Source organism: Actinoplanes sp. NBC_00393 (genome assembly GCF_036053395.1).
In the GTDB taxonomy this organism is placed as follows: Bacteria; Actinomycetota; Actinomycetes; order Mycobacteriales; family Micromonosporaceae; genus Actinoplanes.
In genome coordinates, this window is the sequence record NZ_CP107942.1 from 2,574,660 (window position 1) to 2,599,241 (window position 24,582).

The 24,582-nt window shown below is 70.0% G+C and carries 21 protein-coding genes; 14 read left to right on the forward strand and 7 right to left on the reverse strand.

Annotated elements, in window-relative coordinates; all coding sequences use genetic code 11:
- Positions 1-4: 4 nt before the first annotated feature.
- Together OHA21_RS11930 and OHA21_RS11935 are read right to left on the reverse strand one after the other, a co-directional pair.
- Positions 5-745, reverse strand: a complete 741-nt coding sequence (locus OHA21_RS11930) for an SDR family oxidoreductase (protein WP_328473222.1) — start codon at positions 743-745, stop codon at positions 5-7.
- Between the two features lie 84 nt (positions 746-829).
- Positions 830-1,237 (reverse strand): nuclear transport factor 2 family protein, encoded by a 408-nt coding sequence (locus OHA21_RS11935; protein ID WP_328473224.1) that lies wholly within the window; start codon positions 1,235-1,237, stop codon positions 830-832.
- Between the two features lie 124 nt (positions 1,238-1,361).
- Here OHA21_RS11935 and OHA21_RS11940 point away from each other — a divergent pair, with 124 nt between their 5' ends.
- The gene (locus OHA21_RS11940) at positions 1,362-1,898 is read left to right on the forward strand and encodes a hypothetical protein (RefSeq protein WP_328473226.1); all 537 of its coding nucleotides are present in this window, start codon (positions 1,362-1,364) and stop codon (positions 1,896-1,898) included.
- Here OHA21_RS11940 and OHA21_RS11945 read toward each other — a convergent pair.
- Complete coding sequence (locus tag OHA21_RS11945; RefSeq protein ID WP_328473228.1) at positions 1,885-2,439, reverse strand: STAS domain-containing protein; 555 nt, start codon at positions 2,437-2,439, stop codon at positions 1,885-1,887. The two genes, OHA21_RS11940 and OHA21_RS11945, sit on opposite strands and share 14 nt — an antisense overlap.
- A 185-nt stretch (positions 2,440-2,624) precedes the next feature.
- On the opposite strand from OHA21_RS11945, the gene OHA21_RS11950 reads away from it, so the two are divergent.
- Together OHA21_RS11950 and OHA21_RS11955 are read left to right on the forward strand one after the other, a co-directional pair.
- Positions 2,625-5,807: a galactose oxidase-like domain-containing protein gene (locus OHA21_RS11950; RefSeq protein WP_328473230.1), complete on the forward strand. Its 3,183-nt coding sequence runs from the start codon at positions 2,625-2,627 to the stop codon at positions 5,805-5,807.
- 138 nt (positions 5,808-5,945) lie between these two features.
- Positions 5,946-6,170 carry a tautomerase family protein gene (locus OHA21_RS11955; protein ID WP_328473232.1) on the forward strand — a complete coding sequence of 75 codons (225 nt, stop codon included), beginning with the start codon at positions 5,946-5,948 and terminating at the stop codon, positions 6,168-6,170.
- 86 nt (positions 6,171-6,256) lie between these two features.
- Here the strand turns inward: OHA21_RS11955 and OHA21_RS11960 are convergent, their stop codons facing one another.
- A complete protein-coding gene (locus OHA21_RS11960) occupies positions 6,257-6,622 on the reverse strand; it encodes a hypothetical protein (RefSeq protein ID WP_328473234.1) in 366 nt (121 codons plus the stop codon).
- A gap of 187 nt (positions 6,623-6,809) precedes the next feature.
- Positions 6,810-7,460: a TetR/AcrR family transcriptional regulator gene (locus OHA21_RS11965; RefSeq protein WP_328473236.1), complete on the reverse strand. Its 651-nt coding sequence runs from the start codon at positions 7,458-7,460 to the stop codon at positions 6,810-6,812.
- A 55-nt stretch (positions 7,461-7,515) separates the two neighbouring features.
- Here OHA21_RS11965 and OHA21_RS11970 point away from each other — a divergent pair, with 55 nt between their 5' ends.
- Positions 7,516-8,301, forward strand: coding sequence for an alpha/beta fold hydrolase (locus tag OHA21_RS11970; RefSeq protein WP_328473238.1), 786 nt, complete (start codon positions 7,516-7,518; stop codon positions 8,299-8,301).
- An 11-nt stretch (positions 8,302-8,312) separates the two neighbouring features.
- On the opposite strand, the gene OHA21_RS11975 is transcribed toward OHA21_RS11970, so the two are convergent.
- Complete coding sequence (locus OHA21_RS11975) at positions 8,313-9,101, reverse strand: IclR family transcriptional regulator (protein ID WP_328473240.1); 789 nt, start codon at positions 9,099-9,101, stop codon at positions 8,313-8,315.
- Positions 9,102-9,251: 150 nt separating this feature from the next.
- Between OHA21_RS11975 and kduI the strand changes: the two genes are divergently transcribed.
- From kduI to OHA21_RS12000, 5 genes are all read left to right on the forward strand, one after another.
- On the forward strand, positions 9,252-10,070 hold the full coding sequence (kduI, locus tag OHA21_RS11980) for a 5-dehydro-4-deoxy-D-glucuronate isomerase (protein WP_328473242.1): 819 nt from the start codon (positions 9,252-9,254) through the stop codon (positions 10,068-10,070).
- On the forward strand, positions 10,067-10,822 hold the full coding sequence (gene kduD, locus OHA21_RS11985) for a 2-dehydro-3-deoxy-D-gluconate 5-dehydrogenase KduD (RefSeq protein WP_328473244.1): 756 nt from the start codon (positions 10,067-10,069) through the stop codon (positions 10,820-10,822). Before kduI ends, kduD begins: the two co-directional genes overlap by 4 nt.
- A 148-nt stretch (positions 10,823-10,970) precedes the next feature.
- Positions 10,971-12,056 carry a sugar ABC transporter substrate-binding protein gene (locus tag OHA21_RS11990; RefSeq protein WP_328473246.1) on the forward strand — a complete coding sequence of 362 codons (1,086 nt, stop codon included), beginning with the start codon at positions 10,971-10,973 and terminating at the stop codon, positions 12,054-12,056.
- A gap of 2 nt (positions 12,057-12,058) precedes the next feature.
- Positions 12,059-13,054 (forward strand): ABC transporter permease, encoded by a 996-nt coding sequence (locus OHA21_RS11995; protein WP_328478381.1) that lies wholly within the window; start codon positions 12,059-12,061, stop codon positions 13,052-13,054.
- Positions 13,051-14,568, forward strand: a complete 1,518-nt coding sequence (locus tag OHA21_RS12000; protein ID WP_328473248.1) for a sugar ABC transporter ATP-binding protein — start codon at positions 13,051-13,053, stop codon at positions 14,566-14,568. The genes OHA21_RS11995 and OHA21_RS12000 overlap by 4 nt, the downstream gene beginning before the upstream one ends.
- 35 nt (positions 14,569-14,603) lie before the next feature.
- Here OHA21_RS12000 and OHA21_RS12005 read toward each other — a convergent pair whose 3' ends face one another.
- Positions 14,604-15,761, reverse strand: coding sequence for an RNA-guided endonuclease InsQ/TnpB family protein (locus tag OHA21_RS12005; protein ID WP_328473250.1), 1,158 nt, complete (start codon positions 15,759-15,761; stop codon positions 14,604-14,606).
- Positions 15,762-15,870: 109 nt separating this feature from the next.
- On the opposite strand from OHA21_RS12005, the gene OHA21_RS12010 reads away from it, so the two are divergent.
- From OHA21_RS12010 to OHA21_RS12030, 5 genes are all read left to right on the forward strand, one after another.
- A complete protein-coding gene (locus OHA21_RS12010; protein WP_328473252.1) occupies positions 15,871-16,869 on the forward strand; it encodes an ABC transporter permease in 999 nt (332 codons plus the stop codon).
- A gap of 27 nt (positions 16,870-16,896) precedes the next feature.
- Positions 16,897-18,393 (forward strand): aldehyde dehydrogenase family protein, encoded by a 1,497-nt coding sequence (locus tag OHA21_RS12015; RefSeq protein WP_328473255.1) that lies wholly within the window; start codon positions 16,897-16,899, stop codon positions 18,391-18,393.
- Positions 18,390-19,010, forward strand: a complete 621-nt coding sequence (eda, locus tag OHA21_RS12020; protein ID WP_328473257.1) for a bifunctional 4-hydroxy-2-oxoglutarate aldolase/2-dehydro-3-deoxy-phosphogluconate aldolase — start codon at positions 18,390-18,392, stop codon at positions 19,008-19,010. The genes OHA21_RS12015 and eda overlap by 4 nt, the downstream gene beginning before the upstream one ends.
- Complete coding sequence (locus OHA21_RS12025; protein WP_328473259.1) at positions 19,007-20,104, forward strand: sugar kinase; 1,098 nt, start codon at positions 19,007-19,009, stop codon at positions 20,102-20,104. The genes eda and OHA21_RS12025 overlap by 4 nt, the downstream gene beginning before the upstream one ends.
- A 300-nt stretch (positions 20,105-20,404) precedes the next feature.
- Positions 20,405-24,526, forward strand: coding sequence for a LamG-like jellyroll fold domain-containing protein (locus tag OHA21_RS12030; RefSeq protein WP_328473261.1), 4,122 nt, complete (start codon positions 20,405-20,407; stop codon positions 24,524-24,526).
- Positions 24,527-24,582: the final 56 nt, after the last annotated feature.

Consider the following 24,582-nt stretch of genomic DNA (forward strand, 5'->3'; position numbering starts at 1 on the left):
CTCCTCAGGCCAGGCCGCCGTTGGTGAACAGCACCTGCCCGTTCACCCAGCGCGCGGGACCGGCCAGGAACGCGACGGACTCGGCGATGTCCTCGGGCTGACCGAGGCGCTCCAGGGGCGCGGCCTTGGCCAGGTTCGCGATGGCGGTCTCGTCCTTGCCGTCCAGGAACAGCGGAGTGGCCGTGGGACCGGGAGCGACGGCGTTGACCGTGATGTCCTTCCCGCGCAGCTCGCGGGCCAGGACCAGGGTCATCGCCTCGACCGCGGCCTTGCTCGCGACGTAGGCGCCGTAGGCGGGGAACTGGGTCCGGGTGACGCTGGTGGAGAAGTTGATGATGGCCCCGCCGGCGCGCAGCCGGTTGGCCGCCAGCTGGGACACGACGAAGGTGCCGCGGATGTTGGTGCGGTGCATGCGGTCCAGGTCGTCCAGGTCGAGCGTGGCGATCGGCGCCAGCAGCATGATGCCCGCGGTGTTCACCACGACGTCGATCCCGCCGAACGCGGTCTCGACCGCGTCGAACGCCGCGGTCATGGCCTGCTCGTCGGCGACATCACCGCCGACGGCGATCGCCTGCTGGCCGGACTTGACGGCTGCTTCGACGATCTCGGTGGCGCGGGTGGCGTTGCCCGCATAGTGCACGGCGACGGCGAACCCGTCCTCCAGCAGGCGCTGCACGACGGCGCGGCCGATGCCGCCGGACCCGCCGGTGACGAGGGCGACGCGCGGTTGGTTGCTGGTGGTCATGACGGCCTCCGGTACGTGGGAAATGAACTACGAGTTCATATAACCACGAAATGAACGGCGCGTCCATATGAGGCCGGGTGGCGGTCAGAGAGATCGGGCCGCAACCGTGTACGTCCAGTCGATCAGGATGATCCGCTCGGTGAAGCGCCAGCCGTCGTCGGTGCGGGCGTAGACGTCCTGGTAGCGGTTGATCGTGGTGAAGTCCAGGCCGCTCCTCAGGTGGTGCGCCTGGCAGTACACCTCTCCGGAGGCGGTGTCGCCGTCGACCTCGTAGCAGGCGTTGCCGACCAGGTGAAACGTCTTCTCGAAGCGGGCCAGCAGCTCGAGCAGCCGCGGGATCTGCTCGTGGCCGACGAGCTCGATCCGCCTCGCCGGGATGTGGACGCGCGCCTGCGGATGCATCGTGGACAACAGCAGTTCCCGGTCCCGCCGGTCCACCCCGGCGGCATAACGGGCGGCGAGTTCCTGTAGCTGTGCTCGCGCTGACTCCACGTCGGCTCCTTCCCGTTGACGCCGGGTCGGGTTGGCGTCAGATGCCTGGCTGCGCCCCGGCGGGTCCGCTCTCATGAGTGGCGCAGCAATCATGCATGGCCATCGATCTGACGGGGAGGTTGTGATGGGCCGATTCCTCAAGTTCGTCGCGGTGATCGCGCTGATCGTGGCCGGCAGCGCCGTGGTGACGTCGCCGGCGTCGGCCGCGGCGCCGGCGGTGACGATCATGCACGCGCACAGCTATGCCTGCCTCTACCAGTCGTTCAACTCCAGCGGCGCGACCATCACCGTGTACTTCGCGGAGAGCCCGTGCGCGGTCTCCGGCGGCAACGCGCAGTGGCGTTTCCAGTACGTCGGAGGCAACAACGAGTACCGGGTGGTCAACAACCGCTGGGACGCCCGCGGCCTGTGGTGCCTGTCCGCCCCGAACGGGCTGAGGAACGTGTACGCCGAACTGTGCGTCCCCGGCACGCCCGCCAAACAGCGCTGGCGGCCGGTGGTGAACTCGCCGTCGATCAACGGCTGGAACCGGCTCAGGAACGTCGAGGCCGGCGGGTGCCTCTACCGATCCGACACCGTCGGCTACCGGCACATCCCGATGATGGCCGGCTGCACCAGCCCGGCCGCGTTCAACAACTACGAAGACTTCAAATGGCTCTGACGGCCACGCCGCCGCCCTGCCTTGCAGCCAGCACCGCCACAGCGGCGCAGACTGCCTGTGACTGACGCCGTAGAGCGCGAGCCTCGGCGATCAGCGCTCGGGCCACCTCGATCGTGTCGGCCGCCGACGTCGGTGGCAGGGGACGGCGAGGCGGGCGGGTCCTTGATCGCTGCCACGCGTGTCCCTGCGGGGCGGGAAGGCCGAATCCCTCGGTCAGGCCGATGATGTGCAGAACCTGATGGACCAGCGGCTGCGGGCTGCTGGCCTGCAGCCGGCAACGGGCATCGTCGGCACGCGCGCGGCACTGCAACAGGACCCGGACGCCGGCGGCGTCCAGGAACGCGACCCCGTCCAGGTCGATGCACAGGCGCGCCGGGTGGGACGACAGCTGTTGCTCCACCGACCCGGCCAGTTGGGACGCTGTGCCGTAGTCGAGATCGCCGGCCAGCCGCAGAGTGATGGTGCCGGTGGGGTGGGAGCTCACCGAGATCCGTAGCGGAACCGGACCTGATGTCACGTCGTATTCGTGAGGTTCGACCATCAGCTCACCTCTGGGGGTTCACGCCTGACCCGCCCTGCTGCGCTCTGCACCGTCAGAGCCGGATTCCGTGTCGTTCTCTGAAATTAGTAGGCGGGCGCGGCCGTGGCTAGGCGCTTGCACGACATGGAAGGCTCGTACGAATCTGCTGTGAACTGCGGTAGTCGCCCTCAGTGAGGAGCACGCGGATGTTGCGTCGCCGGGATGTGTTTCTGCGGATCGAGCCGCTGGCCGCCTACAGCCCGCTGGCGCCGATCGCCGGCAGCCGGCGGTACGGGCGTGACGCCATGCGCGGGCACGGGCATGAGATCGGCCGGGTCCGGCCGGAGGAGATCGCGGCCGCGACGGTGGACGCGCTGGTCTACCGCGAATATCTCGACGACCACTACCTGATGCCCAACACCGCCAAGCTCGTGGCGGCTGACGTCAACGAGCCGCCCTGGCATCGCCGGGTCCCGGGCGCGGTGCTGTATGCCGAGCCGGGGGAGCGGCTGCGCATCCACGTGCTCAACGCCGATCCGCACGAGTGCCACAGCCTGCACGTCCACGGCGTGCAGTACGGCATCGACTCCGACGGCGCCTGGCCGCTCGGCGTCAGCGACCGGCTGGGCCGCCGCAGCGACGAGATCCGTCCGGGGCAGAGCTGGACCTACACGTTCGACATCACCGCGGACACCATCGGGGTCTGGGCCTTCCACGACCACGTCCAGATGGTCCAGGCCAACGTCAACCGCGGCCTGTTCGGCCCCCTGATCGTCCGCGACCCGGCCGCGCCGCGGGCGCTGGACGTGCCGATGTTCGTCCACGCGATGCAGGCGCCGTCGACTGCTGACGCATTCGAGAGCCCGCTCCTGCGCAAGGCCACCCCGAAACAGACCTTCCAACGCACCTTCACCACACCCGGCACCGTCGCCTACCACTGCAAGATCCACGGGCCGACGATGTCCGGCACCGTCGTCGTCGACACTGGTGCGCCCGCTGGTGACCGCACCGTCGAGATCCGCGACAACAGCTTCGAGCCGCCGAGCGTGTCGGTGCGGCCCGGCAGCAAGGTGGTGTGGACGCTCGCCCAGAATTTCGACCACATCGTCTTCGCGCCGGGCGGCGGGGAACTGACCTACTGCCTCAACGGCCGGGCTTTCGTCGGCAACACGCCGACCATCGAGGCCGACGCCGGGCAGCGGCTGCGCTGGCACGTGCTCAATCTCGATCTCGGCTCGATGTGGCACAACTTCCACCCGCACTCGGCGCGCTGGCAGCTGCCGGCGCCGCCCGGCGGCGCCGCCGACGTGCACGCCTTGAGCCCCGCGGAAGGCTTCACCGCGGACACGGTCGTGCCCGCACCAGCCCGGCTGCCGCGCGCTGTCGAGGAACTGCAGACCGATCCGCCGGCGAACGCGTGCCGCGTACGGATCAAGGGTGATTTTCTCTTTCACTGCCACCTCGAGGAGCACATGATGGCCGGGCTCGGCGGCCTGGTCCGCGCCCGCGACTGGCTGTGGGTCGATCCGCAGACCGCCTGGTCGCCGGAGCTGCGCCCGCTGCTGGACGACGACTTCCCCTGGGTCGATCTTGCGCGCGGCGGTCATTGCGAACACCACGATCATGACCAGCATCGGTACGCCAAACCGCACAACCCGTGCTGCGGCCTGCCCGACCCGGCCAATCATCACGAACACGCGCACAGCGGCTGCGACCCGAAGCAGTGCGACCACGACCACGCGCATCCCGCCGGCGCACCGCCCGGACGCTGCTGCGGCCATGATCACGGGCGGACCCGGTGCTGCGGCCACGACCCGGAAGCCGAGTGCGAGCTCTGCCACCAGCCGGGCCATCACGGCCACAGCCCGGCGGTGACGGCTGCCGTCATGCCGCATCATCGCGAGGTAGACGTGTGCCGGCTTCCCGACCTCGGCCACTGGGAACTGCTGCCGGTCGACTCGCACGTGCTGGCGGTGCACGCGGTCCTCATGCACACCGGCCAGGTCCTGTTCTTCGCCGGGTCCGGCAACAGCGTCCCGAACTTCAACGCCCGCCTGGTCAGGAGCGTCGTCTGGGACTACGAGGACGGCACGTTCCACGATCCCGGCTGCCCGTTCGACGTGTTCTGCGCCGGGCAGACCGTGCTGGCCGACGGCAAGGTCCTCGTCGCCGGCGGCACCGACAAGTACGACAACTTCGTCGGCTCACGGATGACGTACCTGTTCGACCCGGACCTGCGGCAGTGGATCCGCGTCGACGACATGGACGCGCACCGCTGGTACCCGACGCTGGTCACCATGGGCGACGGCCGGGCGGTCGCCAGCTCCGGGATCACCGCGCCCAACGAGGTCTTCCACCCCGGCCACGGCTGGAGCAAGCTGCCCGCCACGACCGCGCTGCCGCTCTACCCGCACCTGCTGCTGCTCAAGGACGGCCGGCTGTTCTACACCGGGGAGCAGCTGGGCAACGCCACCGTCGACGCGCGGGTCATCGACCCGTGGACCGGCGCCGAGCAGACCGTGCCCGGGCTGCGCGACAAGGCCAACCGGGACCAGGGCAACAGCATCCTGCTGCCGCCGGCGCAGGCGCAGCGCGTCATGGTCATCGGCGGCAGCGGGCCGGCCCAGGCCACCAACCACACCGACATCATCGACCTGTCCGGCGGGCCGGCCGGCGCGAAGTTCCAGCCCGGCCCCGACCTGGCCAAGGCGCGCGGCCTGTGCAACTCCGTCATCCTGCCGGACCGAACGGTCCTGATCACCGGTGGCGGCCTGCACGGCGAGACCAGGGCCGACGCCGTACGCCTCGCGGAGATCTACGATCCGGCCACCAACACCGTCCGGCCGGTCGCCGAGGCGGGCGTCTCCCGGCTGTACCACTCCGTCGCTCTGCTGCTGCCCGACGGCCGGGTCGTCACGGCCGGCTCGAATCCGGATCGCGGTGACGACGAGTTGCGCCTCGAGCTGTACCACCCGCCCTACCTGTTCCAGGGCCCCCGGCCGCTGCTGGACGCGGCGCCGGGCGAGTGGCACTACGGCACCACGGTCGAGGTCAGCACGCCGTCGGCGATGACGCTGCGCTGGGCGCAGCTGATCCGGCCGATGGCCACCACCCACGCGTATGACTCCGACCAGCGGCTGGTCGACCTGCCCATCGTGTGCCGCGACGCGTGCAGCATCACCGTCGAGGTCACCGGCAACCCCGACCTGGCGCCGCCCGGCTGGTACATGCTCTCCGTCGTCGACGACTGCGGCATCCCGTCCAGCGCGCTGTGGATTCGCCTCGACCGCCCACCCGTTCCGCCGCCCGCGGCGCCGCCGCTGGACCATCACCACGGTGGCAGTCACACGCACCGGCCCGACTTCGACATCCCCGGCCAGCCCAGCTGAGGTTCTGCCGTCGAACTCACATCAGATATGTGAACTAAGCACCTCGTGCATTGCGGGCTGTCTCGGCCGCGCGGTAGCGTGCGTTCACGTTAGTGAACTGGGGTCCAGAACATGGACAGCCGATCCGAGAGGGGCGTCATGCCTAACATCACCGTTGAGTTGCTGGCGGGCCGGTCCGTGGAGCAGCGCAAGGCCTTCGCCCGCGCAGTGACCGAGCATGCCGTCGAGATCCTCGGCGCCCGTCCGCAGGACGTCCGGATGGTGTTCAACGAGATCACCCCGGACGTGGTGGCCAACGGGGGCGTGCTGGCCAGCGAGGACCCCAGCCGCGCCGGTGTGCTGGCGGCGCTCGACCAGAACTAGTGCGGTGCCGCTTTGCGGCGGCGTGGATCACGCCGGGACTGGCCGGCGCCGGGTAGGTGCCGGCCGGCTGCGGGGGTCACCGACGGTCAACTGGCCGATCCGGTGCTCGACCGCCCAGCCCACCACGGTCTTCGCGGCTTCGTGCAACGCCTGCCGGACCCGGCGGCGATGCCGGGTTTCGACCAGCCGGGCCCGGCGCCGGGTCTTACGCCGGCGCCGCGAGCCGCACTCCGATCGACCCCGGCGACCCGGGCCCGGTCCGGCTCGTGCCCGGGCGCATAAACCGCGACCGGCAGTTCGGCAGTGACGTCGATCCACAGCCGGCCGGCGTCGAACAGCAGGGTCACCGACCGGATCGTCTCCGGCGGATACGGCGGCACCCGGGTCAGCCGCAGCACCAACGGCGGCCGCCCCTTCGCGACCGGTAGCCGCAGGTCACGGCCGATACCCACGCTCGGTCAGCAGCGCCCGCCGCCGCCGCGGATACCGCGGGTGTGAACTCGTCGGCCCTGCACCCGGCGTCCGGTACGCGCTGCCGGCGCTCTTCGCGCGCTGTACGCGCCGGAGGTGAGCGAACAAGAATCGACCAGCCGGCCAGGTGAACCACGCGCCCCCTTGAGTTGGGGTCGGCCCCGTGTCTCAGGTGGGTGGGACGAGGGCGGTAAGGGCGCGGGCGGCCCAGTCCCGGTAGCGTTCCACGGTCCAGCCGCGACCGTGGACGAGCAGCCCGTACTGCAGCGGGGACCCGAGCGTCCACAGGACGTCCCGCATGGACGCGATCGCGTCCGGGTCGGTGACGCCGAGGCGGTCGGCCAGCGTGGCGGCCAGTTGCCCGGCACCGGTGAGGCGTTGCGCCTCGAGCAGTCGTTCGAGTTCGGCGATTTCCGGATCGGCGTCCGCGGCGCGATGCACGACCGTGTAGATGCCGTAGGCGCGCTGCACGATTTCGGCGTAGGCGTCGGCGAGCCGCTCGAAGGCCTCGGCCGCGGTGGTCGACTGGTGGACGCGTTGCATCGACGAGCGCAGGGCGAGCGGGATGTCGTCGCTGTCACCGACGATCGCGGTGTCCACCGCCTGCCTCAACAGGTTGATCTTCGAAGTGAAGCCGATGAAGACGGTCCGGCCGGACACGCCGGCTTCTGCGGCGATCTGCTGGATCGACGTGGCGGCGTATCCCTGCTCGACGAAGAGCCGCCGCGCGATCTCCAGGATCCGGTCCCGGGTCTGCTGGGCCTGCAACTGTCGGCTTCTGGCGTCATAGCGGCGGCGGCCTGGCCCGGGTGCGGTCATTAGCTTACTCTAGCCCGTATTCGATTCAGTTAGAGTGAAGCCAAAGGAGATCGCGATGCACCTCGCCCACCACAGCGTCGGCAACGGGCCGCCCGTCCTGCTCATCCACGGCGGCGCCGAGGACGCCACGATGCTCACCGGCCAGGCCCACGCCATCGCGGCGCATGGCCGCCGGGTGATCTGGTACGACCGCCGGGGCACCGGCGACAGCACCCGCGCGGACTGGCCCGGCTCGGGCGCCGACCAGCACGCCGACGACGCCGCCGCACTGCTGCGCGAGCTCGACGCGGTGCCGGCCACCGTTCTGGGCTTCAGCTCCGGCGGCGTCGTCGCCCTGGCTGTGGCCGCCCGCCACCCCGGCGTGGTCACCGAGGTCATCGCCTGGGAGCCGCCGGTCGTCGCCATGCTGCCGGGCGCGGAGCAGCTGCGCACGGCATTGCACGAGCCTTACGAGCGGCACCTGCGCGACCACCCCGATGACTGGCGCGGGGCGTACCAGGTGCTGCTGCACACCCTGTCGCAGGGCCGAGCCGATCTGGACTCGCCGATCGTCAAGCAGGCCGAGGCGAACGCCGAGGCGATCCTGCGGGACGACGGCCCGCTCATCACCGCTCGCGTGTTCGCCCCCGGCGAGCTACCGGCCGACCGGGTCGTCATCGCGTTGAGCGAGACGCCCGACCCGCTGCACCAGGCCATCGCTGACCGTCTCGCCCAGCTGACCGGAAAAGCCCCGGTGACCGTGGACGGCGCCGGCACGCACGAGGTCTATCTGGAGAGTCCCGAGGTCATCGCCGACTTCCTGCGGGCCAGGCAGGAGCTCCGGCCGTCCGGCCGGGAGTGAAGGCTCGCGGGTCAGCGCACCAGCCGGTTGTCGCGCATCGCGGTGAGCCGGGCCTTCACGCTCAGCAGCGTCTCGATGATGAAGTCCTCCCGGCCGTCGCCCAGCCGGCTGATCGGGACGGCGACGCTCAGCGCGTCGACCGAGCGGTGCGAGAAGGGCAGGGCGACGCCGAAGCAGCGTACGCCCAGGCAGGACTCCTCGCTCTCCTCCGCGTAGCCCAGCTGGCCGGCCTTCTCGATGATCGCCAGCAGGGCGTCGCGGTCGGTGATCGTCTGGGTGGTGAGGGCCTTGATCTCGTGGGGGACCAGCGGGTCGCGAACGTCCTCGGGAAGCTCGGCGAGCATCGCCCGGCCCAGAGCCGTGGTGTACGCGGGAAGGCGCCGGCCGACGGCTGAGTACATCCGCAGCGGGTGCTTGGACTCGCGCTTCGCGGTGTAGATGATCTCCGCGCCCTCGAGGCGGCCCAGGTGCACCGTCTCCTCGGTGGCCGCCGCGATCTCGTCCATCACCGAGCCGGCCCGTGACAGCACCGGGTCGCCGTCGAGATAGGCGGAGCTGACCGTCAGGGTGTGCACGCCGAGCCGGTAGACGCTGCCGGTCTGGTCGGTGTCCAGCCATCCGCGGGCGCACATGGTGCGCAGCAGCGCGTGCAGGCTGCTCTTCGGGATGCCGAGGCGCTTGGCCAGCTGGAGCTGGGTTCCCGGGCCGTTGGCGGCGATGTCGTCGAGGACGTCGAGGACCCGTGCAGCCGACTTGACCTGCGAGGTTGCGGAGTTGCCGACCGTGTTCTCCGAGTCCACCGAGACCTCCTCTTCACCCAGGGCGTGTCGCACAACACTACACCAGTTCACATAGAGGAACAGGTTTCGGCCCCTTGACCTGTGATCGGAGCCATAGGTACTGTCGCACTCAGTTCACGTAGCTGAACGCGGTTCACAAACGAGGAGAGAATGTTGATCGAGGTTAGGTACTCCGCATCGCCCTCGAGCGTCGAGACGGCGACCAATGCGGACCTGCGAAAGAACTTCCTCGTGGAGGACCTGTTCCGCACCGGCGAGGTGCACGGGGTGTACACCCACGACGACCGGCTGGTGGTCGGCGGCGCCGTTCCCGGCGCCGGTCAGCTGGAGCTGCCGGCCTGGGACGTGCTCGGCACCACCTCGCACCTGGCCCGCCGCGAGCTCGGCGTCGTCAACGTGGGCGAGCCCGGCCACGTGCTGGTCAACAACGAGAAGTTCGAGCTCGGCCACCTCGACGGGCTGTTCGTCGGCCGCGGCAGCGAGGTCGTCTTCGCCGGCCCCGACGCCGCCTTCTACTTCGTCTCCGCGCCGGCCCACGCGGATTACCCCACCACCCTGCTGAGCCACGCCGCGGTCGAGCCGGTCAAGCTGGGCACGCCGCAGGGCGCCAACGAACGCAGCCTCTACCGCTACGCCTGGGGTGAGGAGCTGCAGACGTCGGTTCTCCAGTTCGGCGTGACCGTGATCGCCGACGGCTCGGTGTGGAACACCTTCCCGCCGCACCTGCACGACCGGCGCACCGAGGTCTACCTCTACGTCGACCTCGACGAGAAGGACCGGGTCTTCCACCTGATGGGCCGGCCCGGCGCCGCCCGCCACCTGGTCGTGCGCAACCGCGAGGCCGTCATCTCCCCGCCGTGGTCGATCCACTCCGGCGTCGGCACCGGCCCGTACGCCTTCATCTGGGCCATGGGCGGCGAGAACAACGAGTACACCGACCTGACCCCGGTGGCAGTGGAGGACCTGTGACCTCGCCGTTCGACCTGCACGGGCGCTGCGCCGTGGTGACCGGCGCCGGCCGCGGCCTGGGACAGGCCATCGCGCTCGGGCTCGCCCGCGCCGGGGCCGACCTGATCCTGCTGGGCCGGCCGGGCAGCCAGTCGTCCGCCCGCGACCAGGTGGCCGAGCTCGGCCGAGACGTGCAAGTCGTCGACCTCGACGTCAGCGACCTCGACGCCGTCGAACGCGTCGCCGCCGAGGTGAGCCGCAACCGTCAGGTGGACATCCTGATCAACAACGCCGGCATCATCGACCGCGAGGACTCGGTGGACGTCACCCGGCAGTCCTGGAACCGCGTGCTCGACGTCAACCTCAACGGCCTGTTCTTCCTCTGCCAGGGCTTCGGGCGCCCGATGACCGAGCGCGGCCACGGCAAGATCGTCAACGTTGCCAGTCTGCTCTCCTTCCAGGGCGGCATCCGCGTCGCGTCCTACGCCGCCGGCAAGCACGGCGTCGCCGGCATCACCAAGGCCCTGGCCAACGAGTGGGCCCCGCACGGCGTGCAGGTCAACGCCATCGCGCCCGGCTACATCGCCACCGACAACACCACCGCGCTGCGCGAGGACCCCGACCGTTCCCGCTCCATCCTCGAACGCATCCCCGCCGGCCGCTGGGGAGACGCCTCCGACATCGCTGGAGCGGCCGTCTTCCTGAGCTCGGCCGCCGCCGACTACGTCAACGGCCACGTCCTGGTCGTCGACGGAGGCTGGATGGCCCGCTGACCCGGGCCACCAGCGCACCGAACAAGCACGAAACAGCGCCTCCGGCGCCATCAGATCAACTGACGGCAGCCGTACGCGGGCCGCAGCTCTCTTTTCTGTTTTTCGCCGTCCCGCCGGAGCCCCGGCACCGAAGAATTGGGGATCGACCATGAGATTCACTCGTCCCGCCGCCGCCATAATGAGCCTGTCCCTGGCCGCCGCCGTCCTTGCCGGATGCAGCGAGCAGGCCGCCGGAGGCGACGACACCGCCAGCGCCGGCAGCGCCTGCGACCCGGCCAAGGTCCGGCTGGTCGGCCAGGTCCGCAACGAGTCCAACCCCTACGAAGCCTCCTGGCTCGCCGGCGGCGACGCCTACGCCAAGTCGGTCGGGCTCACCCAGGAACGCCTCACCTACGACGGTGACTCCACCAAGCAGCAGGAGCAGATCAGCCAGCTGCTCGCCGGCGACACCAAGTGCCTGGTCATGAACGTGCTGCCCAACGGCGACTCGGACACCGCGCCGATCGTCAAGGGCGCCGACCAGGCCGGCGCCTACCTCGTCACCCAGTGGAACAAGCCGGCCGATCTGAAGCCGGCCGACCACAAGACCTGGCTCAGCCACATCACCTACAACGGCGTCGAGTCGGGACAGCAGATCGGTGACGCGCTCGCCACGGCCATCGGCGGCTCGGGCGGCATCATCGCGCTGCAGGGCATCCTCGACACCGCGGCCGCCAAGGACCGGTTCGCCGGCCTGGAGGAATCGCTGAAGAAGAACTCCGGCGTCGAACTGCTCGACCAGCAGGCCGCCAACTTCTCCCGCGCCGAGGCGCTGACGGTCACCAAGACCCTGCTGACCAAGCACGGCGACCACGTCAAGGGGATCTGGGCCGCCAACGACGACATGGCGCTCGGCGCACTGGAAGCACTCCAGCAGGCGGGCAAGGCCGGCAAGGTCGCGGTTGTCGGCATCGACGCCGTCCCGGACGCCGTCAAGGCCGTCCAGGGCGGAACCATGACCGCCACCGTCTCCAGCGACGGCGCGTGGCAGGGCGGCATCGGCCTGGCGATCGGCTACTGCGTCGCCACCGGCAAGCTGAAGGTCGAGGACATCGCCGCCGACAACCGGGCGTTCTTCGCCAAGCAGTTCCTCATCACCAAGGAGAACGTCACCGACTTCGTCGAGCCGAAGACGAACCCGGCCGACTTCGAATGCGCCAACGTCTTCAACCGCGTGGCCGGTCCGCTGACGTGACCATGACAGCCGAGGTCGCCACTGCTCCTCGCCGCCAGATCCGGCGGGGAGCAGCGCTCCGGGACGCCGGACCGCCGGTCGCGCTGATCGTCATCTTCGGCATCTTCGCGGCCCTGAGCCCGCAGTTCCGCAGCATCGACAACGTCGTGAACATCGTGGACGCAGCCGCCGTGCTCGCCGTCGTCACCTGCGGCATCACGTTCGTGCTGATGATGGGGTCCATCGACCTGTCGGCCGCCGGCGTGATGGGCGCCTCCGCCCTGACCGTGTCACTGCTGGTCGCCAACAACCGCAACGACAACGACTTCGGACTGGCCGGGATCCTGATCGCCGTACTGTTGGGCGGTGCCCTGGGCTGCCTGAGCGGGCTCGCCCTGGTCCTGCTGAAAGTGCCGTCGTTCATGGCCACCCTCGGGGTGTCGGCCGTCGGGCTCGGCGTGGCGACCCTCATGTTCGCCGGCGTGCAGCCCAACATCACCGACGCCATGCTGGAGAGCTGGGCGATCGAGCGCTTCCTCGGCTTCTCCTATCTCACCTGGATCGCCGCCGCGTGCATCCTGGCCGGCTGGCTGGTCCAGCGCTACACCCGGCTCGGCCGCTACGCCTACGCGATCGGCGGCGCCGAAGAGGTGCTCCTGCTCTCCGGGGTGCGGGTCAAGCCGTACAAGGTCGCGGTCTTCGCCCTCGCCGGCGCCTTCTACGGCCTCGGCGGGGTGATGGTGACCAGCCAGCTCGGCGCCGGCCTGGTCCAGGCCGGCGACGGCTACGACTTCTCCGCCATCACCGCCGCCGTCGTCGGCGGCACCCTGCTCACCGGCGGTCGCGGCGGCATCCTGCACTCCGCCGTCGGTGTCCTGCTCGTCATGGTGCTCACCAACGGACTCGTCCAGGTCGGCGTCAGCCCCTACTGGCAGGGCGGGGTCGAGGGCCTGATCGTCGTGGCCGCGGTCGCTGCCGCGGTCATCCCGCAGCGTCGAAGGAACCAGGTGGTCAAATGAGCGTGCCCGCGCTGGAGGTCCGCGGCCTCGTCAAGCACTACCCGGGCGTGAAGGCGCTCGACGGCGTCGACCTGATCGTCCGTCAGAACGAGGTCCTCGGCCTGGCCGGCGAGAACGGCGCCGGCAAGTCGACGCTGCTCAAAGCGCTGGTCGGCCTGGTCACCCCGGACGCCGGTGAGATCTACGTCCGCGGTGAGCCGGTCAAGCTGCGCAGCGTCGTCGACGCCGCCGACCACGGCATCGGGATGGTCTTCCAGGAGCAGTCGCTGGTGCCCAACCTGACCGCCGCGGAGAACATCGTGCTCGGCAGCGAAGGGGCCGCCGTGCGCCGGGGCGTCTACCGCTGGGACGCGATGCGCCACCTCGCCCAGGAGCAACTCGACAAGATCGGCTCGGACATCGACCCGCTCGCGCGTACCGACTCGCTGTCGTTCGCCGACCGGCAGATGGTCGAGATCGCGAAGGTGTTGCGCATCGAGCAGCGCAGCCAGCACCCGCCGGTGATCATCCTGGACGAGCCGACCTCGGTTCTGGAGTCCAAGGAGATCGAGACGCTGTTCGCGCAGATCCGCCGGCTGCGCGAGTTCGCCTCGGTCGTGTTCGTCTCGCACCGCCTCGACGAGGTCCTCGACGTGTGCGACCGGGTGACGGTGCTGCGCGGCGGCCAGTCGGTCGGCGAGGTCGCCACGGCCGGTGCGGTCCCGCGTGAGCTGCACCGGATGATGATCGGCTCGACCGGGTCCGACGACCACTACCACGAGAACGCCGCCGCGCCGATCGCGGCCGAACAGCCCCGGTTGTCCGTACGCGGCCTGTCGGGTGGGTCCTTCCAAGATGTTGACCTTGACGTTGCCGCCGGTGAGATCGTGGCGATCGTCGGCGTCCACGGATCCGGTCGCGAGGACGTCTGCCGCGCCCTGTTCGGCGCCGAACCGACGACTGCCGGCGAGATCCGGATGGACGGCAAGAAGATCGAGCTGCCCAGTACGCGCGCCGCGTGCGCCGCCGGCATCGGCTACGTGCCCGCCGAACGCAAGATCGAAGGCATGGTCGGCGCCATGTCGGTGGCCGAGAACATGACCCTGAGCAAGCAGAAGGCCCGCTGCACCGGACCGTTCGTGGCCCCCAAGAAGCAGGCCAGCCTGGTGGACACCTGGATCCGTCGGCTCACCATCCGCACGCCGAACCGTGGCACCGCCATCGGCCGGCTCTCCGGCGGCAACCAGCAGAAGGTGGTCCTCGCCCGCTGGCTGATCGGCGGCGACATCCGGCTGCTGCTGCTGGACCACCCGACCCGCGGCCTGGACATCGGCGCCCGCTCCGAGGTGTACCGGCTGATGCGTGAACTCGCCGCCAGCGGTGTCGCCACCGTGCTGCTGGCTGACAGTCTCGAGGAGGCCATCGGCATGGCCGACCGCATCCTGGTGATGAGCGACGGCCGGGTCGTGAAAGAGGTCGCCTGCCCCAACGGCGGCAAGCCGACCCCACTGGACCTCGTGAAGGAGATGGTTTAACGACTCTCCGCGGATGAATCCGGGAGATTCCCAGCTCAGACTGCACCTGACCCACCATCCCGGAAGGAGGTGAATTGATGTCTCACATCGTCGGCACTGGCACGGTCTCGTTCGGCCGTGGCGAGTATGGTCCTCGCGGCGTTGAGGTCTCGGTCTGCGGTGTAGCCGCAGGTCGCGCACTCGAAAGAGCGGATGCCCAGCCCGAGGCGCTCCTTGGCTCTCGTTGCGCACTGCGAGCAGGTCATGGTCGTGTAGGCGGGCGGTACCGGCACCACCTTCCGGCCTGCCCGCTTGCCTCGCTCGATCAAATGACGCTTGCAGGCACCGATCGCCGCGTCGGCAGCCTTGCGGGCCATCCGGGTCTTGGCGAGAAACTTCGGCTTGAAGTCCTCGACAGCGATCAATGCGTGGTGGTCGGTGACCTTCTTGGCCCAGACGCGGGCGTCATGGGTGTTCTGCCGTGCGGCCTTCTTGGCGATCCGGGCGGCCTGCCGCTTGGCTACCAGGTAGCCCTTCGACGGGGCGTGACCCTTGGGTCGTCTGCGGCGGGCCATCTTGCGCTGGGCTTTGGCCAATTCGGCGGCACAGCGTCTGCGGTGCCCCAGGTGCGGCAGGTCGAAGCCGGGATCAGTGGTGGTCGCCGTGGACTTGACACCCCAGTCCACGCCAATGCCGGGCAGATCGGCCCCGGGGATTGCGGCCCTCTCACGAGTCACCACGAAGGAGGCGTACCAGTGACCGAGGTTGTCTTGAAAGACCTGCACACTGGTCGGTGCCGTGGGAAGCTCCCGCGACCAGACGACGGGGACGGTAACGCCCCGAGGCAGGCACAACCGACCGTTCTTAATGGAGAAGCCGCGGGTGGTGTACCCCAGGCTCGGCAGAGCGTCCTTCCTGCGCTTAACCTTCGGCCGGCGCCGGGCCTTGACCTTGAACGAAGCGTCCAGGGCGGCCGCGTAAGTGCGCAGCGACTGTTGTTGGGCGACCTGCGAACCCGCCCGCAGCCAGGCATTGCGGCCACGGGCTGCGGTCAGCAACTTGCACAGCTTGCCGAGCGTCGGTTTACGGCCGGTGCTCTGTTGGTGAACGGCTTCGTTCCACAACCATCGACAGCGGCCCCACTCGGACAGCAGCGCCGCCTGCGCCATACGGCCAGGCCGCAGGCGGTAGGTGTAGCGCACCGTTTCGAACACGACGACCACTATGCGGCCCTGACGGCGAACGGGCTACCCCAGACCTGTTCCGCAAGGGTTCCGTCTCCCTCCCACGGTCAAAGCCGAGGGCTTCTCTATAAGGATCTCGATGAGTGCACCCGCCGCCGTTGAACAGGCCCACGAACCTGTGCACACCGTCAAAGAGGCCACCAGTCTGGCCGGGCGGCTGACCGGGTTCATGCCGCTCATCGCCCTGGTGGCGCTGGTCATCGCCCTGACCATCGCCGACCCGGACTTCCTGACCCAGCGTAGCCTGACTGCGGTGTCCCGGACCGCCGCGCCGCTGATCGTGCTCGCTGCGGGGGCGACGCTGGTCGTACTCTGCGGTGGTATTGATCTTTCGATCGCGGCGTTGGCCTCGCTGTCGACGGTCTTCCTGGCGCTGTGGCTGCCGGACCTCGGTGGTCTGGCCACGCCGGCGGTCATTCTCGTCGCCGCGACGATCGGCGTGGTGCAGGGTGTGGCGCACGTGGTGCTGCGGATCCCGTCGTTCATCGTGACGCTGGGCGGGATGAGCATCCTGTCCGCGGTCGCCCTGGTCGTCTCCGGCGCCGGCACGGTGCGCGTCGTGGACGACTCGTCGGTCAAGTGGCTCGACCTCTATGTCGCCGGCTACGTGCCGATGTCGTTCGCGGTGGCGGTCATCGTCGTGGCCCTGATCGCCGTGGTCCTCAAGGTGACCCCGCTGCACAGCTGGGTCTCCGCGACCGGCTACTCCGAGTCGGCCGCGCGGCTCGCCGGCACGCCCGTCGACCTGGTCAAGATCGGCGCGTTCTGCGTCTCCGGCGCCTGTGCCGGGCTGGCCGCTGTCATGCTGGTCTCCCGCCAGTTCAGCGGCGGTCCCACGATGGCCGACAACCTTCTCCTGCCGGCGGTCGCGGCGATCGTCGTCGGCGGCACCGCGATCACCGGCGGTCACGGCAGCGTGTGGCGCAGCCTCGCCGGCGCGCTGGTCGTGACGCTGCTGCGGGTCGGCCTGCCGATCGTCGGCGTGCCGTCGGCCTACGAGCAGATCCTGTACGGCGCGATCATCGTCACCGCCGTCGCGCTGACCCTCGACCGGTCCCGAATCTCGATCATCAAATAGCTCCGCCAACACCAACGGAAGGCAACCATGCCCCACGAGAACTCCGCACTGCTGCCCGCCGTCCGCTCGTTCCTGTCCGCACCCAAGCAGCTGCTGATCGACGGCAACTGGGTGGACGCGAAGGACGGCCGGACCTTCGCCACCGTCAACCCGTCGACCGAGGAGGACATCGTCCAGGTCGCGTACGCGTCGAGTGTCGACGTGGACCGCGCGGTCGTGGCGGCCCGCACGGCGTTCGAGTCCGGCTCTCCGTGGTCGAGGATGACCCCGCGTGACCGCTCCCACCTGCTGTGGCGCATCGGCGACCTGATCGAGGCGCACGCCGACGAGTTCGCCCAGCTGGAGGCCCTCGACAACGGCAAGCGCGTCGAGGCGGCCCGCGACGGTGACATCGCCGTCGCCGCCGAGCTGTTCCGCTACTTCGCCGGCTGGGCGACCAAGATGGAGGGCACCTCCATCACGATGTCCGTGCCGGGTCGCGAGTTCCACGCCTACACCCGGCGCGAGCCGGTCGGTGTGGTCGCGGGCATCGTGCCGTGGAACTTCCCCCTGCTGATGGCCTGCTTCAAGATCGTCCCGGCGATCACCGCGGGCAACACCGTCATCCTCAAGCCGGCCGAGCAGACCCCGCTGACCGCCCTGCGCCTGGGCGAGCTGCTGCTCGAGGCCGGCCTGCCCGCCGGCGTCGTCAACGTCCTGCCCGGCTTCGGCGACACCGGCGCCGCGCTGGTCGACCACCGCGGTGTCGACAAGGTCGCCTTCACCGGCAGCACCGAGGTCGGCAAGAAGATCGCCGCCGCGGCGTCGGGCAACCTGAAGAAGGTCTCGCTGGAGCTCGGCGGCAAGGCCCCCAACATCATCTTCAACGACGCGGACATCGACGCCGCGATCGCCGGTGCGGTGCTGGGCGGCTACTTCAACGAGGGGCAGTGCTGCGTCAACGGCTCGCGCCTCTACGTGCAGCGCGGTGTCTTCGACCAGGTCGTCGAGGGGGTGGCCGCGGCCGCCCGGGCGATCAAGGTGGGCGACGGCTTCGACCCGGCCTCGCAGATGGGCCCGCTGGTCTCGCAGGAGCAGCACGAGAAGGTGCTGGGCTACATCCGCGGCGCGGTCAGCGAGGGCGCGGTCATCAACGCGGGCAGCGCCGACCGGGTCGGTGACCGCGGCTACTTCGTGCAGCCGACGCTGATCACCGGCGTCAACGAGCAGATGGCGGTGCAGACCGACGAGATCTTCGGCCCGGTCGTGACCGCGATCCCGTTCGACACCGAGGACGAGGTCGTCGCGGCCGCGAACAACACGGTGTACGGGCTCGCCGCGGGCGTCTGGTCGAACAACATCGGTACGGCGCACCGCGTCGGCGCCCGCCTGCGGGCCGGCACGGTGTGGCTCAACACCTGGCACGCCGACGACGTCACCCTGCCGCGCGGTGGCTTCAAGCAGTCCGGCTGGGGCCGCGAGCTCGGCTCGTTCGGCCTGGACGACTACACCGAGCTCAAGACCGTCATCGCCGAGCTGCGGTGAGCGTCACCGACATCCTGGGCGGGCACCGGGTCGTACCGGTCGTCGTCCTGAACGATCCCGGATCCGCCGGCGACCTGGGCGCCGCCCTGGTCGCCGGCGGCCTGCCGATCGCCGAGGCCACCTTCCGCACCCCGGAGGCGGCGCAGGTGCTGCGCCGCCTGGCCCGGCGCGCCGACCTGGTGGTGGGGGCCGGCACGGTCATCACCGCCCGGCAGGTCGACCTCGCGCACGAGGCGGGCGCCCGATTCGTGGTCTCGCCCGGCCTCAGCGCCGAGGTGGTACGCCGCTGCCAGGCGCTGGACCTGCCGGTGATCCCCGGCGTCAGCACCGCCACCGAGATCATGGCGGCGCTCGACCTCGGCCTGGACACCGTCAAGTTCTTCCCGGCCGAGGCCAGCGGCGGGCTGCCCACCGTCAAGGCGCTGTCCGCGGCGTTCCCGCAGGTCCGCTTCGTCCCGACCGGGGGCGTCACCGCGCAGAGCGCACCGGCCTACCTCGCCCACCCGGCGGTCGCCGCCGTCGGCGGGAGCTGGATGGTGGCGCCCGACCTGCTGACCGCCGGCAAATGGGACGAGGTCACCGCCCGGTGCGCAGACCTGCAAGGAGCAACACCATGATCGAGATGCGTCCGGCCGCCGACTGCGAGTTCGACATCGTGGCGCTCGGCGAGGTGATGCTGCGACTCGACCCGGGGGAGAGCCGGGTCCGCACCGCCCGCCGGTTCGACGTGTGGGAGGGCGGCGGCGAGTACAACGTCGCCCGCGGCATGCGCAAGGTGTTCGGGCTGCGGGCCGCGGTGGTGACCGCGTTCGCCGACAACGAGATCGGCCGCCTGGTCGAGAACCTCATGATGCAGGGCGGCGTCGACACGTCGCTGGTCCGCTGGGACAAGTACGACGGCATCGGCCGCACGGTGCGCAACGGGCTCAACTTCACCGAGCGCGGCTTCGGGGTACGCGGTGCGGTCGGCGTGTCCGACCGGGCCAACACGGCGATCGCCAACCTGCGGCCGGGCACGATCGACTGGGACGACCTGTTCGGCCGGCGTGGAGTCCGCTGGCTGCACACCGGCGGCATCTTCGCCGCCCTGTCCGAGAACGCGGCCGCGGTGGCCGAGGAGGCGATGGCCGCTGCGCAGCAGTACGGCACGGTCGTCTCCTTCGACCTCAACTACCGGCCCAGCCTGTGGGCCGGTATCGGCGGCACGGAGACGGCGCGGGGAGTCAACACCAGGCTGGCCCGCCACGTCGACGTGATGATCGGCAACGAGGAGGACTTCACCGCCGCGCTCGGGTTCGACGTCGAGCATGTCGACGAGCACCTGCGGGCGCTGCCGATCGACAGTTTCGCGGCGATGGTCGCCACGGTGGCGGGCAAGATGCCGTGGCTGAAGGTGGTGGCGACGACTCTGCGGACGGTTCACACCGCCAGCGACAACGACTGGCAGGCGATCGCGTGGTCACCGGAGACCGGCGTGCTGTCCTCGGCGGCACGCGATCACCTCGGCATCTTCGACCGGGTCGGCGGCGGCGACGGGTTCGCCTCCGGGCTGATCTACGGCCTGCTCGAGGGGGAGGAGCTGCAGGCCTGTCTGGAGCTCGGCGCCGCGCACGGCGCGCTGGCGATGACCACGCCGGGGGACACCTCGATGGCGACCCGTGAGGAGGTACGGGCGCTCGCCGGTGGCGGCAGCGCGCGGGTACGTCGATAGATCCGGGTTGGGCCCCCGCGGATTCCGCCGGGGCCCATCTCCATGTCCGCATCTGATTCGCATATGAGAACTCTATAGTCTGAGGTTCATATATATAGATACAGTTCTTGACTATGCATTCATGGGCGTCATAAGTTCAGCCCCACCATGCGGCGACCGTCCTCGCCGAATATCGAGGGAGCCCTTATGAAAGTGCCCCGCTTCCCGTTAATCGCCCTATTCGTCGCGCTGACGCTCGTTGCCGGGTCCTCGGCCAGCGCCGTCGCCCGGGTAGCTGCCGTCGATGACGGCCGGCTCAACGTGCTGCTGTTCTACAAGCCCAACTTCCACGCCTCCCACGTGCAGGCCCGGCAGGCCGTGCGTGATCTGGCCACTCAGCTCGGCACGCAGTACAACCAGCCGGTCGAGATCCAGGAGACCGACGATCCCGCGGTCTTCACCACGGCCAACCTCGCCGTCCGCGACACCGTCGTCTTCGCCCAGACCGGCGGGGTGCTGTTCAACGCGGCGCAGCGCAGCGCGCTCGAGGCGTACATCCGTGGCGGCGGCGGCTTCATGGGCCTGCACTACACCGGCTGGTCGGTCGGTGAGAGCGAGCACGACGTCAACCCGTTCTACGCCCGCCTGGTCGGCGCCGTCTCCGAGGGCCACCCGGAGGACCCCGGCGTGCGGCCGGGCCGGGCATTCGTCCGGGACACCGGTCACCCGCTCACCCAGGGCGTGACCGCCTCGATCACCCGCAGCGACGAATGGTACGACTGGGTCGTCAACCCGGCCCCCAACGTCCGGACCCTGATCGAGGCCGACGAGGCGTCCTACGGCGGCGGCCGCCAGGGCACCTCGCACCCGGTCACCTGGTGCCAGAAGATCGACTCCGGCCGGTCCTGGTACACCTCGATGGGGCACGAAGGCACGGCCTACTCCGAGGCCTGGATGCGCGCCCAGATGAAGAACGGCCTCGCGTACGCCGCCGGGCTCCTCGCCGCCGACTGCTCCCCGCCGGTGAAGGACCGGGCCGGCGCCTGGAGCGGGGTCACGCCGTGGCCACTGGTGCCGATCAACATGGCGCTGACCTCCGACGGCAAGGTGCAGTCGTTCGGCAGCGTCGGCGGCTGGAACACCGACGCCACGCCGTACGACTGGACCGGCAACGGCTCGGTCACCCAGGGCGGCCAGATGGAGGTCGACATCTGGGATCCGGCTCAGCCGCGCAACCTGTCGAACCTGCGAGCGGGCATCCTGCCGAACACCACCTACACCGACCTGTTCTGCGCCATGCAGGTGCAGAATCCGCACGACCACTCGACGATGACGGTCGGCGGTGACGACGGCCTCGGCGGCAACAGCCCGAACGACGCCGCCATCGGCGTCACCAGCTACAGCACCAACAACGGGCTGCAGAACAAGGCGCCCATGAACTACCCCCGCTGGTATCCGACCGGCACCACCATGCCCAACGGCGACATCGTCGTGCAGGGCGGCAGCCTGCGCGGCGGGCCGGGCGGACCCGGCGTCCTCAGCCCGGAGATCTACACCCCGCAGTCGGGTTCGGGCTGGAAGGTGCTCACCGGCGCCCGCAGCCCCGCCGCGTACGGCGACGGCGGATCCGACCACGCCGGCGCCGACGAGAACCGCTGGTGGTATCCCCGCGCCTTCGTCGCACCGGGCAGCGGCACCCTGTTCAACCTCACCGGCACCCAGATGTACGAGCTCAACCCGGCCGGCAACAACGGCACCGGACAGCTCACACTGCGCGGCACCCTGCCCGCCGGCATCGCCAACCAGGGCGCCAACGGCAACCCGGTCGGTGCCACCTCCACCGCTACCATGTACCGCCCCGGCAAGATCCTGCAGGTCGGCGGCGGCTGGTGGGCCAACGGTGGCGGCCCGGACGGCGCCCGCGCCGGCTTCACCGTCGACATCACCGGCGGCACGGCCAGCCCGGTCATCGCGGCGACCAAGCCGATGAAGTACCAGCGTCACTGGGCGACCTCGACGGTCCTGCCCGACGGCGACGTGTTCGTGACCGGTGGCGGCCGCGAGAACAACGGCAACGGCGGGTACGTCACGAACGCCGAGATCTGGGACCCGGACACCGGGAATTGGAGCGAGGTCGCCGTGCCGTACGAGCACGCCCGGCTCTACCACTCCGCGGCGCTGCTGCTGCCCGACGGTCGCGTGATGATGGGCGGTGGCGGCACCCCCGGCCCGCGCAACTACACCGACGTCGAGTACTACTCCCCGTCCTACCTGTTCAACGGCGACCAGCTCGCCCCGCGCCCGGTGATCAACACCGCGCCGGCCGCGATCGGCTACCACGGCAACTTCGCGATCACCGCGTCCGGCACGGTCTCCCGGGTCACGCTGGTGCGCAACGGCTCGGTGACGCACGGCTTCAACAACGACCAGAACTTCCAGGACCTGGCGTTCAGCCAGTCCGGTGGCACGGTCACCGTCACCGCGCCGGCCAACGGCACGTACGCGCCGCCCGGCTCGTACATGCTGTTCGTCTGGGACGCCGCCGGGACCCCGTCGGTCGCCAAGATCGTGAAGATCGACCCGGCGGTGAAGCTGACCCAGCTGAACCCGCGGGTCGTCGACCAGTTCGAGTACCCGCGCGTACCCACCGAGTGGCGCACCGCCAACCCGCCGGCCACTGTCGACGTCGCCCCGGGCAACACCCGGATGTCGCCGTGGACGGTCGGCAGCCAGATCCAGCTCGCGCGCGGCACCGTCGCCGGCCAGGGCGGTCTCGGGCTCACCGGCTACCAGCTCAGCCTGGGCGCCACGGGCAGCATCCAGCGCACCCTCAGCTCGCTGACCCCCGGCACCACGTACCGGGTGTCCCTGCGCTACGCACGCGACAGCCGGATCAGCGGGACCGCCGCGGCGACCGGCACCCTGTCGGTCGCGAACCTGAACGCCACCCTGTCCGCCACGACGAGCCAGCCCTCGACGGCCAACTACGCCACATACGCCGGCACCTTCACCGCCGCGTCGAGCACCGCGACGCTCAGCCTGCGAGGAACCGCCGCCGGTCTGATGATCGACGACCTGGTGGTCGTCGGCGACGACGCCCCACCGCCGCCCGCCGGCACCCTCACCCGGTACGAGTTCGAGGAGGGCACGGGCACCGCGGCCGCCAACACCGGCACCACCGGCGGGGCCGGCCCGGCCATCCTGACCGGGACCACCGGCTGGACCGGCAACGGCCTCATCGGCAAGGCGGTCAACCTGCCCGGTGGCAGCACCGCCAACGCGGTGGATCTGCCGGACAACCTGCTGCAGGGCGCGACGAACTTCACCACCGGGTTCTGGGTCCGCCCGGACACCAAGGCCAACTGGACCGGCCTGTTCCACATCGGTGACGGCACCGGCTCCGCCGGCAGCTACTTCCAGATCCAGATGCAGACACAGGCATCCGGCAGCACCGGACTGGCCGCAACCTTCAAGGCCAAGACCGGCCCCGAGGAGCGGGTGTACGCCAGCCCGGCCCAGGACGTGGCCGCCGGCCAGTGGAACCACGTGGCCTTCACCCGCCAGGGCCCGGTCGGCACGTTGTACCTCAACGGCGTGGCGATCGCGAGCCGTGCCGATCTGACGATCGACATGACCGCGATCGGCCCGACAGCCAACAACTGGCTGGGACGCAACGGATACCCGGACGCCGCCTTCGACGGCCTGATGGACGACGTGCGGCTGTACACGTCCACGCTGAACGCGGCCGAGGTGGCGGCGATGTACAACGAAGGCGCCGCGGTCCGCTACACCTTCGACGAGAACACCGGCACCGCCGCCGCCAACTCGGGTACGAAGGCGTCGATCGGTGCGGCCGCGCTGCAGGGCACGACGTCCTGGGCCGCCGGCCGATCCGGCAGCGCGGTGTCACTGCCGGGCGGTGCCGCGACTTCGGGCAACCAGGTCCGGCTGCCGGACAACCTCGAGGCCGGCCTGGACCAGCAGTTCACCGTGTCCTTCTGGGCACGGCCGGACACGCTGCCGAACTGGGTGCCGCTGCTGCAGATCGGCAGCAGCACGGACACGTTCTTCCTGCTCCAGTCGGCCACGAACGGTGGGACCACCGGGTTCGGGGCCACCTTCAAGGCGCCCGGGGTGGCCGCGCAGGAGCGGCTGCTGCTCGGCTCGGGCCGGGATCTGCCGCTCAACCAGTGGACGCATGTGGTGTTCACGATGAACGGCTCGACCGGGAGGATCTACTTCAACGGGGTCCAGCAGGCCATCCGTACCGATTTCCCGATCGACATCGGCGATGTGGGCGTGGGCGGCAACACCACGGCCAACTTCCTCGGCGGTACGAGCTGGGGCGACCCGCGGTTCGACGGTCTGATCGACGACTTCCGCCTGTACGGCTACGAACTCAGCGCCGAGCACGTAGCCCAACTGCACGCGGGTCGCCGATGACCGCAATGTTCCGATAGCGACGACATGGGCCCCGGGATCCGCTCCCGGGGCCCGCA